This is a genomic window from Niallia circulans, from assembly GCF_007273535.1.
Classification (GTDB): domain Bacteria; phylum Bacillota; class Bacilli; order Bacillales; family Cytobacillaceae; genus Niallia; species Niallia circulans_B.
Map to the genome: position 1 here is coordinate 1,263,123 of NZ_RIBP01000001.1, position 13,298 is coordinate 1,276,420.

Below are 13,298 nucleotides of genomic sequence, written 5' to 3' on the forward strand. Positions count from 1 at the left end.
GGTAATTTTGAATATGCTATACTTTTCGCTAGTTAACTTCTTAATATTAATGAAAGAAAGAAGGTTTACTTTATGAAAATTACAGCACCGAAAATTTCGTTAGAGTTATCTGAAAAGAAATTTGATGATATTTTTTACGAAGAAGATCCAGTCCTTGAAATGTGTACAATCACAAACTCAGATTTTACAAATGAATCCCTTTATCGGGCCCGCCTTGAGAAAGCAAACATAAAAAATTGCAAATTCAATCATACTGATTTTAGTAATATTAGCATTACCGATGTTCGTTTCGAGAATTGCGATTTCTCTAATGCTGATTTAAGTGGTTCATCTATCCATCGAGTAGAATTTATTAACTGTAAATTATTAGGAACCACGTTTTCAGAATCTAGCATTGGCAATGTGAAATTTGACAATTCAATATTAAACATGGCTACTTTTGGACATTCAAAGCTAGAAAAAGTAGTTTTTCAAGAAGCTGTCTTAAGAAGTACTGATTTATATGAGTGCAAATTAAAGAACGTGGCGTTCGAGCTATGCGATCTTAATGGTGCAAACTTTGAACAAACATTGCTAAAAGGAATAGATATAAGTACATCTAAGTTTGAATCACTTGTCATTTCAATAGATAATTTAAATGGCTGTATCGTTTCAACTGAACAAGCTATTCAGTTCGCTGCCTTAATGGGACTAGTGATAAAAAATTAGGATGCTTTAACTCCTTAAAGGTACCTTAAGAAAAATACACTGATAAAATATTTTACCTATATAGAAGGTTATTTTTTACTATTTAAATCTTATGTATAAACGCCATACTCTATTAATGCAGGAGCAAACGCTGGCAACCTTAGAAACATGCGTACGTTGTAGCTCCTAGCAATAGTAGGGTGCTTTCCTAACTGTATCCCAAAGACCTTTGGTTATATTTATGATTAAGATGGATTATTATCGTTCCATTACTAGGTATTACGATAAAGTCATATAATAATGTTAAAGAGTCTAAAATAAATAGTCAGATATATTCTAGCTTTAAACCAACTCCAACTTCTTTTATGTTTGCAGCAGTCGCAAGCGCTAATTTAGAATGCAAATCAGTACAATGGCAAGCATGAAGGCTCTCTGGTTTGAGTTCTTTTATGTATTGAACAGTCTTTTCTAACTGGTGCATGGATGGTTCTAACAGATGAAATCCTCCTATTACATCCACTACTCTGCTTTCCTTACAAACCTCTTTAGCATACTCAATGATATTGCATATTCCAGAATGTGCGCATCCTACAATAATTACTAGTCCATTATCCGTACGATATGCTAACGCCGTGTCATCCAGAACGAAGTCATCAAAATCCCCTTGCTCCGTAATCCTTTTTCCGATAGACTCTTTCCCCTCAAAATCAAATACTCTTTTTATTTCACCTAAAAACACTAGTCTATCTGTTAACCATACTGGTTCTTTAGACAAATGTATGGGAAAGTGCTTATTTAACTTATCATAAGATAATACACTTCCTATTTCTCCAACTGTATCAAACATTTTGCTTTCAAACACTTGTGGATGCCCCGTAATTGTAGGTGTTTTATGTACCAATCCCTCGTTTTTTGCCTCCATATGCAGTCTCAATAAATGTGTTAGACCCCAAGTATGGTCTATATGTCCGTGCGATAAAGCAACAACATCCAAATTCGCTAAATCAATTTTCATTTTTTCTGCATTTCTCATAAAAATATCAGAATAACCTGTATCAAAAAGAATCCGCTTATCACCTTCCTCAATAAAGAAAGATAACGCAGGTTCCCCTAAGAAATACCTGTCAATAAAAGTATTATTATCCACTAAAACAGTTAGCTTCAAAAATAATCACCACCATTACCATTTTCTCCATTGTAACAAAAAAGATTTGCTTTTTTACCATCTCAATATATTTGGCTCCAACTTATAAAAACTTGCTTCTACCAATTCAAACTGGAAACAAACTAAAAAGTACACTCTAAATGAATTTTCTACTATACCTACACTTAAATATTAGTGAATAATTTATTTGGAAATTTTATCAATAATTACTTATTCTTCTACTTCTTTTTACTAAATAAAAATACTTTTGCAAAACCGGTAGGAATATGTAATTCTATTAATAAAAGTGAGAGGGAGAGTGTGCTTATGCTTAAACTAGGTGAAAAGGTACTTCATTGTTCTGAGAAATACGAAGTAGTATACATTTATGATAGCGGTTACGTAGAGATTAAAAAGAATCCTTTTTCTATTAAATTAGTTCATGTTTCTGAAATAACTCCTAGTGGAACTTGCTAGAAATTCATGTTGAATTTGTATTTATATTTTTCTTAGGAGCTATGACAACCATTTTAATTACATAAAAAAAGCTGCTATAGGCAGCTGTTCAAGACTAACAAAGATAATGTCCTTCTGTCCATTTCAAGTTAATGTTTCGCACACTCTAAAATTCAATATCATTTGTATCCGATACACTAGCAAACCAATCTTTAAACACTTTATTATGATGCATTATAATATGCTCTGCAGCAAGATTTTGACTGTCATATGTGCTATTACCATCTTTAACAATAGTAACAGCAAATCCTTTACTAAATGCTTGACGACAAGTTGAGTCGACACATATTTCTGTTTCAACCCAAGCATAACAAGATGATTAACAGCTCGTAACTTTAACTCTGCTTCCAAGTTTGTTTGTTGAAAGGAGTCCGGATAATTCTTTTCTATTATAATTTCATCCCCCTCAAGCTCCAACGAAGGATGAATAGACCAGCCTGGTAATCCTTTTTGACTTGGACTGCCTAATTTCCCATTATGTTTCGTAAGAAAAATAGGGATATTTTTTTTACGCGCTCTTGTTACTAATGACTTAATGTTGTTTTTAAGATCCTCACTATTATGTAATACTTCGGTTCTATTGAAGTCTACAACTTGGTAATCAATAATTAATAATGCCGTTTTACTTTTGTCCATATGTACCACACTCTAACATCATATATACCCTTTTAACATTGGCTTATTGTTATTATGCAACGATTTTTTGGAGTTATACTGTATGAAAAGTAAACTATAACATTACATTATTACTAACCGCTTATTTTCTGCCAATGATTATCATTGCATTACCTAATATTTTTTTGTTTAATAAGAGCTTTGGCAAGTTCATTTCATCAGCAAGTTTATAGCTTTTCCATTCTGATACGCCATGTTCCCTTAAGTCATTGAAGAGCTTGTTTTGGTCTCCAAATACTTTTTCATCTGCAAACAAATCTAAGAAAACTAATTCACCACTTGGTTTTAACACTCGCATTGCCTCTTTCAATACTTCCGTTTTATTGCTATTATCTTTTACTTCATGAAACGTAAGACAACTTACAAGTAAATCAAATTCAGCATCTTTAAAAGGAAGTACTGCAGCACTTGCTTTTTTAAATTCAATTCTACTAGAAACCTCTTCTATTTCAGCATTCTGCTGGCATTGAGCTTTGGAGTACTCCCAATTACCGCCCCAATAATCTATTCCGGTTAAACAGGTTTTAGGAAAGGTATTTGCAAGTTTAATAATTAGTGAACCACTACCTGTCCCAATATCTAATATTTTCCCTTTTCCGTCCAAGTTCACCTTGGCAACAATTAACTCATGTATTTTTGCCTGATAATTCCCTCCGAACGCTGCAAATTGGTATATAGAATAAGTAAGGATAAAGGTGATATAAAAAAACGGCAGGGCTAATATACCTGACAGAACTCGCCAATATAAAGAAATAGGTAATAATGTACCCAAAAGAAAAAGGAGTGAAATAATTAAAAAAATAAGAAGCTTATGAATTCGAATCCAGGTTTGGTATTTTGCTTTTTTTTTCATGTTATCAGCTGCCTTTACAGAATTCATTTCTTGTTTAAGGAATTTAAGAATCCTTTGTTCATGTTTAATGCTCAAAGCGGGAAATAAAGATGCTTTTCTTAGCATTGTAACTATCTTAAAGTTAACTTATGAAAAGATTCATGATTGCTACAAACAGAAAAACAAATGCAGATACATTTTTAATACTTCTGCACAAGCTACCCCTTTCCTGTTCTCAAAAATAAAACAGTTGCCATATTTGACATCTGTCTATTAGAGCTTTAGCATTTTAATTCGATTTCCTAACAGTTCATTTCAGCAATTTGCTTAAATGCTGTACCTAATGGAGTTGTTTCTAAACGCGTACCGATTGCAGCTGCACATTCTTCCGAGCTTAATATCGATGTATCCAATTCCATATCATAAATACCAGGCACATGAACAGAATTCTGCCATCGGTTTACAGCTTCTGGTACTGTTCCAGCTTCTGTATAACCAGTACCCCAGGTTGCCATTCTTCGTTCCATGATAACATCCACATTACATTTAACACCTATAAATAACACAGGAAAGTCCTTCAAAACCTTAGTACATTTTTCCAGAATACCTCTACTAGTTGCATAAAAATCATGGTGCCCAACATCAACGACAACATTAAGTCCTAAGCGGCTATGTGCAGCAATAGACTCATACATAGCTTGATACAAAGTAACAATAATCGGCTCAAGGTCAGGACGCTCTCCCCCAGGCCTTAAGCCGATCCCTGGTTGATAACGCTCTGGCGTCATTTTCATGAAGTTATCAACACCTAAATTCATCCATACTCCTTCAAAGGAATCTTGAATAATCGCAGCTATACTTGATTTTCCTGATCGAGGAGTTCCATTAAGGATTACAATTTTACCAAGTTTTTTTGAGTTTCCCACTGACTACTACCTCCATTTTCAAAATGCTGAGTTGCTTAAGGCCGATCACATAATTCATCATAGCGAATACTTGATATGAAAAAAGATAACTGTATTGAATCGGTGGTACAAATGGAATTTTGGTTCTCTAGCTATAAATTGCAATATCCATCCCACCTTTAAACAAGATGGATATTCGCTCCAGTATTGTGACTGGCCTATAAAAAGGGTGTACCATTTCCGGCACACCCTTAATCTTATATAGCAATATTCATAAGTTTATTAATTGTAAAAATTGTAGTGTTAATGTCGTCACAGATTTCAACAACGGAGGTATTTAAACTTCTTAGTTCGTAACAACCATCTTTAAAACATATTGAAAGTAATGGTTTTTCGTCATTACCGTTAATAATCATGTTAATGTCAGATGTATGATATTGCTTTAATGTTTGCAGCATCGTTTTGGTATACTCTAAAGACATTTATAGTATCCCCCTTCCCGATTATAAAGGGAAGGTGACTAAATAAAGTCTGGTAGGACCCCAAATAATATTAAATTTTGATTACTTTTACCTTAACATAGGACATCTTATTAAGTAAAGCGGGTTAGATACCTATTAAGCCGATCTTTTTTCATCTTGTCTGACATGAGCAGATGGAGTTTTAATATATCTGCCAAAAAAACTTTGAAGTTTCTTTTTCTTCTAGTTAACACACCTCAAAAGTAATATAGACATGAATATTATGCTTTCTTCTGTAGCCATGTTCCTTCAGCTAATTTTTCATCGATAAAATCTAAAACAGTCTGTAATTGAGCCATTTGATTTTTTACTTTCTCTTTATGCTGGTGCATTCCAGCTAGCATTTCAGGACTCATATTATTAGTTTCTGCAATATCAAGATATAATTTTATTTCATCTAAACTAAGATTAGCTTTTTTCATACAGGTGATCATTTGCAGTCGTTCTATATTAGGTTGGGTAAAGACTCGATGTTTATTAGGCAGCCGTTTAATATTGGGAAGCAACCCAGCTTTTTCATAATATCTTATCGTATCAATGCTTAATTTGGTAAGCGTACTTGCCTGTTTAATTGTATACATTTGCCCGCCTCCTTCTTGTAACGCCATTATAAAACATGGAGCCAGCTTTAGGTCAAGCAGAAATCTTTCCTATTGACCTGAAGTTAACTCCATGTTTTATACTACATTCATTCACCAATAGGAGGCTATAAAATGATCATATCAAAAAGAAAAACAGCACTTGTTACTGGTGCTAACAGCGGGATAGGACTTGAGTTGACGAAAAAATTAATGGAAAACGGTTGGGAGATAGCTGCTTTAATTCGCTCAGACTTTCCACAGGAAGAGCTTAAAATCCACCAAAAAATTCGCCAAGGTATAATCCGTATTTACCGTGCCGATTTATCTGATTTCACAAATATCAAATCGGCATTGACACAAATTAAGGAGAAGGAAGCGAAGCTTGATGCTCTTTTCAATAATGCTGGAGGCAGTTTCCCAAGCCTTCTTTTTTCACCGCAAGGACGTGAACTGCATTATGAAATTCAAACAGTGGTTCCCTATATTATCTCACTGGAAATGCTTGCTCTTTTGAAAAAAGGTGATCACAGGATGATTATTCAAACAAGTTCAGACGCGTTTAAATTTAAGAAAGCCTTTGTACCAGAGGAATTGGCCAATCCGCCTAAATTTCAGAAATTAATTGGTCCATATGCAACTACAAAGCTAGCAATCACGTTGTGGACACATGCATTGGCACCAAAGTTAAGGCAAGAAGGCGTAACAATTGTCAGCATTGATCCAGGGAATAATAATACAATGCGAAAAGGCAGAAATGGTGGATTGCCTTTGCTTATCCAGCCGTTCATTAAAGTATTTGGTCCCCATCCAAGTGTTGGTGCAAGTCGATTGTATGCTGGACTTGAAAGGCTGTCGGAAGAAGCGGGATTATATTTCTCAAAAGGAAAGCCCGCGGGATTTCATTTCAAACAGCACGCAGACCAAGTACTAATGCAGGTACAATCTATATATGAAAATGAATACTTGACTTTATAATGAAGATAAATAAGCTGTCGAAGCTTTCCGACAGCTTGTTTGTCTTTGTTAGACAAATGTTCCACTTATTATTAAATCCTACTATAAATAAAGTTGCTTACTTTTCCATTTGTTATTTAAAACATCTGATCTTTGAATGTGGAAGTCTCTTGCCAATCTTTTGTAATAATTAGTTTGGTTTCATTTGAAACGGTTAATTCGCCTTTTTTCTCAACATTTTGACTGGAGGAATTATTAACATCCGTCAATTTTAAAGATAAATTGTATGTATAGATTACTGTACCATCATCATTTTCTTTCTTTTTGCTTACATTCACATTTGTTAACTCAATAGAATGATTCGTATTCTTTGCAAAGTCTGGAGCTAATTGAAAATTTCTGTTTGCTTCTTGTTCTTCTAAAGCATCCTCAGTTAAATATTCTTTTACATTTGTTGCAATTTCAGCTCCTGTTGGAGTTTCTTTCGGGTCTGCTATCGTGTATTGCTCTGTTTTATACTCTTTCAGTAGTGAAAGGACATCCTCATCTTTTATTTTCTCGGTTTTGCTACAACCCACTAAGCTGATAACTAATAAAATTAAAATAATTCCTATCCATTTTTTCATAGAATCCACTCCCTTTCCAATTAATGTATACGATTCACCAAAAATAAAGTTTCATGGATAAAAAATAGACGAAGGCACTCCATGGTAAAGACGAGTATGACCATATTTTTTAATCCATCTTAACCATTTCAGTTTTAGATGGATTAAGTAGTTTATCTGCTTGCTTTTATAATGGAATTGGAATTTACTTCAGGTAATTCAGAATTTGTTTTGTTTAGTTCTGTGAAGCGTTAATTTATGTATAAAACCGGGAAAAGTTCTGTTATAATATTCTAAAAAATTCTCAATTAAGAATTTTTGGAAACAAACAATTTGCTGAAGAGCTTGTAAATCGTCTTAAAGAACTCCGGCTCAAAAGAGACTGGACTATCAAATATACAGCTGAAAAGATCGACATAGGAGCAACTATGTATTCTGGATACGAGTCGCAACTTCGTCTTCCACCAATGGAATTATTACCCAAGATTGCAGAAGTATTTGATACTACAACTGATTATCTATTAGGAAGTTCAAAAAAAGGTGAAACAACCATGCCTCCAACAGATTTAGAGTTGATTCTATCACAAGAAAACATTCACTTCAGAGGAGTTGAATTAACATTTAAGGATAAAGAAAACGTGAAAGTGCTATTAGAAATGCTGTTAGAAAATAGAATGGAAACAATTAATGAGGTAATTTGCCCCTTAGATGCACATCAACAATCCGATTAGATTGAGGATTTAACATACATGAGGAGTTAGGCGGGTTATTCACTGAACACTATTTTGAAAATCTGGTTAAAAAAGATATAAATCATGTAAATGAGTCCAAACTTGACTAAAGAAGACTTAAATTTGTGCATTGCACTACTTGTTCAACGTGATACTAAAAAAAATATTTAATCTCATTATAAACTAAATTATCCTTACTATAATTATTTATTATATTTCGCTAATACTTTTGCAAAAAAAAAGGTGTACTACCGGCCAGCGGTTGGTTATACACCTTTTCATTTTCAATTTAACAAGTGAAGAATAGTGAAAAAACCGCAGCAGGTTTATCCACGTCTTCCTCCTCTTCCCCCTCTTTTTCCTTCCGCGTTGCGTTTAAGAGATGTTAAGTTCTCCTCACTACTCTTTAAGAATTGGGAGATTTTATCTTCAAACGTTTCTTTTGGTTTAAAATTCCCTTTAGAACGATCATTTCCTCTTCCGTTAGTTGGACGGGGACGTTGTTTAGAAAAAGCAGGTCTTTCTGGTCTTTCCGGTCTTTCTGGTCTATCTATAGTTTGCTTAATGGATAATGCAAGTTTACCTTCTTTTTCACTTAAGACTTTTACTTCAACCATATCACCAATTTTAAGATGATCATTAACATCTTTTACATAATTATCAGCAACCTCACTGATATGCACAAGACCTGTTTTTCCTCCTGGCAATTCAACGAATGCTCCAAAATTAGTGATACCTGTTACTTTACCTTGTAATTTACTACCTACTTCGATTGACATTAATATAATGTGCCTCCTCTATTTATTAAAACAGTTTATTATAACAAAGATATAGTTTAACATCAAACTTTTCACATTGCATCATAATAAGCAATTTACAATGACCTAAAACATAAAAAGATTTTTTAACAGTTTTAGATATATTAATTTATAACATTTTTTCAGATTTTTTTCATCAAATTTAAATAATTAACCCAAATACAAACATGTATTAAAGGGAAAATTTTTTAGTTAAATCAGCCTTCTTTGCCATTTCAAATAATGTCAGGTTTATTTATAAACTTATTTTGTACCTGATGGATTTGGAATATCTAAAGCAATTATTGGGATGGACAGCGGGAACATTTATTATTAAACAATTGCCCCCGTTCTTTTAAGCACAAAATTTTATTTTCACTTTTTTATTCAAGTGAAAAAATACTACCTTATTAATTTCTGCCACCCTTTAATCTTAAAAAGTTCTTATATTAATACAAAAAGATATGTAAAAAAAGAGAATTACCCTACCGTTACATAAATTCTCTCTCTATCTTGTAATAGGATTATTACTAATCAACCCAGAATTATTCAGTCTAAATAAATTAAAAAATTATGGTTACTGAAGCATAACCATATGGCTTAGCGAACCAATATGGGGTTCCAACATAACCTATAGGAGCAATAGGACCTACATAGCCATGATGCGCAATTCCACTGATACCAATATGTCCAATTGAACCTACATGCCCAAAATGACCAACACCTATATGTCTTGTAAAAGACAACCATAATAACGGCAATAAGAGCTAAGATTCCATAAACAATATTTATTCCAGTCTCCGGCATATGAGTAGAACTGAGTCCCCCAATAAAGCTTCCAGTTACAATGCTTACTCCCATGTAAATGATTAACGTTTTATTTAGAAATCCATCCTTACGATAGGCTAAAACACCTCCGAGTGTTGCAAAAAACACTTGAATGGCAGTAATCCCTGAAACTTCATGTGCTGTAAAATGTCCTACGCCTAACATTACTGGTATATATAGCAACATGGGATAGTTGATGATAACACCACCAATTCCTAACATCCCAGAAATAAAAGAACCAACAAATCCAATAACAAAAATTGTAGCTATAATAGTAATATCCATGTTGTTACACCTCTTTAGAAAAAGGGAACCTTATTTGGTCCCCTTTATTTTCAACCCTTTTTAATCCAGAATTTTAATACTCCATTTTCGTCTTCATGTTTTATTAATTCATGTCCTCCTGATTTAGCCCAAGCTGTTAAATCGTTTAGCGCTCCTTTATCTGTTGTATGGACTTCTAATACTTCACCTGTTTCAATATCTCCCATTGCTTTTTTTGTCTTTACAATCGGCATTGGACAAGCTAAACCTTTAGCATCTAATACTTTATTTGAATTCATTTGTTATTCCTCCTATTTAATAATTAACGAACGGCACAACGGTTAGGTCCAATTTCCATCTCACGTTGTTTATCTATTTCCGGGTTTATTTTCCCCATATTTGTCTCACGAATTTCTTGATATGCATTTGGTTGTGGCGGCAAGTTTTCAGTTACTAATTTTCTAAACTCGTTTTCATTATCGATATTGAGTCCATGGTTTTTTGTAAACAACTGTCCTAGTTTTTCTGCTACGCTACCATCCTCATTCAACTCGTCAATAATCATAAAGTGTGCTGGTAGAACAATTAGTTCATCTGATAATTCTTTGTAGCGTTTATATAATGTCTCTCTTAAATCACTGACCCAGTCTTCTGCCATACCTGCAAGATCAGGCCTTCCGATAGAATCAATGAACAAAATATCACCTGAAAGCAAGTATTTATCATCTACAATAAATGAAGTTGATCCAATCGTATGTCCAGGTGAATACAATGCTGCAATATTAATGGTTGTATTACCAATTGTTACATCATTTCCATCTTCTAATGGCTGGTAAGAAAAAGTCACTTCCGTTGCATCCTTAGGTGGTAACCAATAGACAGCACCAGTTTTCTCAGCAATTGTACGTCCTCCGGAAATATGGTCAGCATGGAGGTGCGTATCAAATACGTGTCTAATCTTTACTCCCTTACTTACTGCAAAATCAAGATAGATATCCGTCATACGCGTTGAATCGATTACTACTGCTTCTCCTTCCGATAACACCATGTAGGATAAACATCCCTTACCTACTCGAACAAATTGATAAATTTCGCCACCATCATTCAAGTCACCAATCTTAACTGGTTGTAAATGTTCACTCCATGCCTTCATTCCACCCTGTAAATAGAAAACATATAATCCAACATCAGAAAGCATTTCTGCTACCATTACAGATGAACCTTCCTTTGCACAAACAACTAGTACTTCTTTATTAGTGGAGATTTTACCTATAATTTCATCAACGCCATCAAGTAATTCAAAATAAGGAATATTTAAATATTCAAAGTTCTCTCCTTCGATCTTCCAATCGTTAAAATCACTCTCATTACGAACATCCAGAATAAATAACTCATCTTTATTCAAAACTTTTTTCGTCACATCTTTTGAAGTCATTACATTAACAGCCACCAATATACCCCCTATGGTATTAATCTGTTTAAAAAAATAGAAATACATAATGTTAAAAAGTTAAAGTTACATCTGCATCTTTTGCAAATTTCAAAAATGTTACTGCTCCGCCTACTTCCAATCCATCGACAAAATTTTCTTTTTCTAATCCCATAACATCCATTGTCATTTGACAACCAATAAATTTAACTCCCATTTCTTTTGCCATAGCCACTAATTCTGGAATGGGAGGAACATTTGCTTTAATAAATCCTTCTGCAAACTGCTCCTTACCTTCAGGCATGATTAATTGCTTATATGCTTCCTTATGAATCAAATTCAACCCTTCAAAAGTAAAGAAAACAGATACTTCTTGATCCGTTGCAGCTGCTGCAGTTGCAATGTTAAAAACCTTATAAGCATCAAATAATCCACCATTACTTGCAATAATTGCTACTTTTTTATTCATCGTTAATTCCCCCGTTTTTTAATCATTTATATTACATGTTTTTCCACTCCATTGACTCATACCAGGTTCAACATTAATTACATTATTAAATCCATTTTCAGCTAACTTTTGAGCAGCATGATCGCTACGATTTCCTGTTCTACAAACTATATAAATTTCATCATTTTTATTTAGAATATTCAATTTGTTTTCCAATTCACCCAATGGGATAGAGATAGCGTTAGGAATATGGCTAAAAGCAAATTCTACATTTTCTCTAACGTCAATAACTACAATGTCCTTATCTACTTCCATCCTCTTCTCTAGTTCTTCATTGCTAATAACATTTGGGTGTTTTTTTTCATTTGATTCTTCATTAGAAGATTTTCGCAAATAATGCTTCAGCACTTCCCCTTCTTCAATTGTTCCTAGATAGTGATGTCCAGTGCTTTCAGCCCAAGCTTTCATATCTGCTTTAGAGCCTTTATCTGTCGCTTGAACTTCCAGTACTTGCCCTGCCTCTAAGTTATTCATTTCTTTTTTTGTTTTAACAAGTGGCATGGGACATGCTAAACCTTTAGCATCTAAAATTGTATTAGCTTTTAAATTCGTCATTTTTCCATCCTCCATTTTTATACCCATAAGGGTATTTTTAACCTCAAAAAAATTTATTCTACTTTTCCTTCCCAAGCAAGCATTCCACCAGTCATATTAATTACATTAAATCCATAATCTTCAAGGTATTGTGTGGCCCGACCACTTCTTGCACCAGAACGGCACACCATGATATATTCATAAGTCTTATTTAATTCTTGCATGCGAAACGCAATTAACCCTAATGGGATATTAATAGCACTTGGTATTTTCCCAGTGGCAACTTCATCCACCTCTCGTACATCAATAATATTTAATTTCTTTCCTTCATTTATTAAAGCCTCTACTTCTTTTACGGTCATTTGTTTCATTAGTTAGTTCTCCTTTTATTTATTTTAAAACCAAGCATTCATGCCGCCCTTAACGTTAGTTATGTTTATAAAGCCTAAGCTTTTTAAGACTTTACTTGCTCGTTGACTTCTCATTCCACTTTGACAAATTACGATAACTTCTTTTTCCTTCGAAAGGTCTTTTTCTGCAACTTGAGCAAGTTGATGGAGTGGTATATTTCTAAAACCTTTAATATGGTTACCTTTAAACTCTCCATTTGTTCGAACATCAACAAATTGTTTGTTCTTATTTTTTAATTCTTTTTTTAATTCATTAGTGGTAATATGGTTAACTCCCTTTATCGGTAAAAACACTCTCATTAAGAAAAATAGTAATAATGCAAGGACAATATAATTTAAATATGCCAAATTAAAACCTCCTTTAAACAGGGGAACTT

15 protein-coding genes and 2 pseudogenes are annotated in these 13,298 nt (G+C 33.5%); 3 read left to right on the forward strand and 14 right to left on the reverse strand.

Annotation, left to right across the window (positions count from 1 at the left end; genetic code table 11):
* The first annotated feature begins 72 nt into the window (after positions 1–72).
* Entirely contained in the window at positions 73–708 is a 636-nt protein-coding gene (locus tag CEQ21_RS07055; protein ID WP_185763867.1) for a pentapeptide repeat-containing protein, read from the forward strand.
* A gap of 304 nt (positions 709–1,012) precedes the next feature.
* Here the strand turns inward: CEQ21_RS07055 and CEQ21_RS07060 are convergent, their stop codons facing one another.
* From CEQ21_RS07060 to CEQ21_RS07080, 5 genes and pseudogenes are all read right to left on the reverse strand, one after another.
* Positions 1,013–1,852: an MBL fold metallo-hydrolase gene (locus tag CEQ21_RS07060; protein ID WP_185763868.1), complete on the reverse strand. Its 840-nt coding sequence runs from the start codon at positions 1,850–1,852 to the stop codon at positions 1,013–1,015.
* Positions 1,853–2,453: 601 nt separating this feature from the next.
* A pseudogene (locus tag CEQ21_RS07065) lies at positions 2,454–2,983 on the reverse strand (isochorismatase family protein).
* A 121-nt stretch (positions 2,984–3,104) separates the two neighbouring features.
* Positions 3,105–3,875, reverse strand: coding sequence for a class I SAM-dependent methyltransferase (locus CEQ21_RS07070; RefSeq protein ID WP_185763870.1), 771 nt, complete (start codon positions 3,873–3,875; stop codon positions 3,105–3,107).
* Between the two features lie 281 nt (positions 3,876–4,156).
* Positions 4,157–4,780 (reverse strand): chloramphenicol phosphotransferase CPT family protein, encoded by a 624-nt coding sequence (locus CEQ21_RS07075; protein WP_185763871.1) that lies wholly within the window; start codon positions 4,778–4,780, stop codon positions 4,157–4,159.
* A 721-nt stretch (positions 4,781–5,501) separates the two neighbouring features.
* A complete protein-coding gene (locus tag CEQ21_RS07080; RefSeq protein ID WP_185763872.1) occupies positions 5,502–5,861 on the reverse strand; it encodes a MerR family transcriptional regulator in 360 nt (119 codons plus the stop codon).
* 132 nt (positions 5,862–5,993) lie between these two features.
* Between CEQ21_RS07080 and CEQ21_RS07085 the strand changes: the two genes are divergently transcribed.
* On the forward strand, positions 5,994–6,836 hold the full coding sequence (locus tag CEQ21_RS07085; protein ID WP_185763873.1) for an SDR family NAD(P)-dependent oxidoreductase: 843 nt from the start codon (positions 5,994–5,996) through the stop codon (positions 6,834–6,836).
* Positions 6,837–6,952: 116 nt separating this feature from the next.
* Here CEQ21_RS07085 and CEQ21_RS07090 read toward each other — a convergent pair whose 3' ends face one another.
* Entirely contained in the window at positions 6,953–7,441 is a 489-nt protein-coding gene (locus tag CEQ21_RS07090) for a hypothetical protein (RefSeq protein WP_185763874.1), read from the reverse strand.
* Between the two features lie 293 nt (positions 7,442–7,734).
* Here CEQ21_RS07090 and CEQ21_RS07095 point away from each other — a divergent pair, with 293 nt between their 5' ends.
* Positions 7,735–8,151 carry a helix-turn-helix domain-containing protein gene (locus tag CEQ21_RS07095; RefSeq protein ID WP_268878983.1) on the forward strand — a complete coding sequence of 139 codons (417 nt, stop codon included), beginning with the start codon at positions 7,735–7,737 and terminating at the stop codon, positions 8,149–8,151.
* Positions 8,152–8,477: 326 nt separating this feature from the next.
* Here CEQ21_RS07095 and CEQ21_RS07100 read toward each other — a convergent pair whose 3' ends face one another.
* The 8 genes and pseudogenes from CEQ21_RS07100 to CEQ21_RS07135 all read right to left on the reverse strand — a co-directional run bounded on the left by CEQ21_RS07100 (position 8,478) and on the right by CEQ21_RS07135 (position 13,269).
* A complete protein-coding gene (locus tag CEQ21_RS07100) occupies positions 8,478–8,930 on the reverse strand; it encodes a S1 domain-containing RNA-binding protein (protein ID WP_185763875.1) in 453 nt (150 codons plus the stop codon).
* 762 nt (positions 8,931–9,692) lie between these two features.
* Positions 9,693–10,061: pseudogene (locus CEQ21_RS07105) on the reverse strand (TSUP family transporter); the annotation flags it as partial.
* A 50-nt stretch (positions 10,062–10,111) separates the two neighbouring features.
* On the reverse strand, positions 10,112–10,339 hold the full coding sequence (locus CEQ21_RS07110) for a sulfurtransferase TusA family protein (protein ID WP_182104112.1): 228 nt from the start codon (positions 10,337–10,339) through the stop codon (positions 10,112–10,114).
* Between the two features lie 23 nt (positions 10,340–10,362).
* Positions 10,363–11,490, reverse strand: coding sequence for an MBL fold metallo-hydrolase (locus CEQ21_RS07115; RefSeq protein ID WP_213087330.1), 1,128 nt, complete (start codon positions 11,488–11,490; stop codon positions 10,363–10,365).
* Positions 11,491–11,542: 52 nt separating this feature from the next.
* Positions 11,543–11,938 (reverse strand): DsrE/DsrF/DrsH-like family protein, encoded by a 396-nt coding sequence (locus tag CEQ21_RS07120; protein WP_185763876.1) that lies wholly within the window; start codon positions 11,936–11,938, stop codon positions 11,543–11,545.
* Between the two features lie 18 nt (positions 11,939–11,956).
* Positions 11,957–12,532, reverse strand: a complete 576-nt coding sequence (locus CEQ21_RS07125; protein ID WP_185763877.1) for a sulfurtransferase TusA family protein — start codon at positions 12,530–12,532, stop codon at positions 11,957–11,959.
* A gap of 53 nt (positions 12,533–12,585) precedes the next feature.
* On the reverse strand, positions 12,586–12,882 hold the full coding sequence (locus CEQ21_RS07130) for a rhodanese-like domain-containing protein (RefSeq protein ID WP_185763878.1): 297 nt from the start codon (positions 12,880–12,882) through the stop codon (positions 12,586–12,588).
* Positions 12,883–12,906: 24 nt separating this feature from the next.
* Positions 12,907–13,269 (reverse strand): rhodanese-like domain-containing protein, encoded by a 363-nt coding sequence (locus CEQ21_RS07135; RefSeq protein WP_185763879.1) that lies wholly within the window; start codon positions 13,267–13,269, stop codon positions 12,907–12,909.
* Between the last annotated feature and the right edge of the window lie 29 nt (positions 13,270–13,298).

Coding starts and splice junctions, on each gene's coding strand:
- CEQ21_RS07055 (WP_185763867.1), top strand. CDS start 73: ATGAAAATTACAGCACCGAAAATTTCGTTAGAGTTATCTGAAAAGAAA.
- CEQ21_RS07070 (WP_185763870.1), bottom strand. CDS start 3,875: ATGAAAAAAAAAGCAAAATACCAAACCTGGATTCGAATTCATAAGCTT.
- CEQ21_RS07080 (WP_185763872.1), bottom strand. CDS start 5,861: ATGTATACAATTAAACAGGCAAGTACGCTTACCAAATTAAGCATTGAT.
- CEQ21_RS07085 (WP_185763873.1), top strand. CDS start 5,994: ATGATCATATCAAAAAGAAAAACAGCACTTGTTACTGGTGCTAACAGC.
- CEQ21_RS07090 (WP_185763874.1), bottom strand. CDS start 7,441: ATGAAAAAATGGATAGGAATTATTTTAATTTTATTAGTTATCAGCTTA.
- CEQ21_RS07100 (WP_185763875.1), bottom strand. CDS start 8,930: ATGTCAATCGAAGTAGGTAGTAAATTACAAGGTAAAGTAACAGGTATC.
- CEQ21_RS07110 (WP_182104112.1), bottom strand. CDS start 10,339: ATGAATTCAAATAAAGTATTAGATGCTAAAGGTTTAGCTTGTCCAATG.
- CEQ21_RS07120 (WP_185763876.1), bottom strand. CDS start 11,938: ATGAATAAAAAAGTAGCAATTATTGCAAGTAATGGTGGATTATTTGAT.
- CEQ21_RS07125 (WP_185763877.1), bottom strand. CDS start 12,532: ATGACGAATTTAAAAGCTAATACAATTTTAGATGCTAAAGGTTTAGCA.
- CEQ21_RS07130 (WP_185763878.1), bottom strand. CDS start 12,882: ATGAAACAAATGACCGTAAAAGAAGTAGAGGCTTTAATAAATGAAGGA.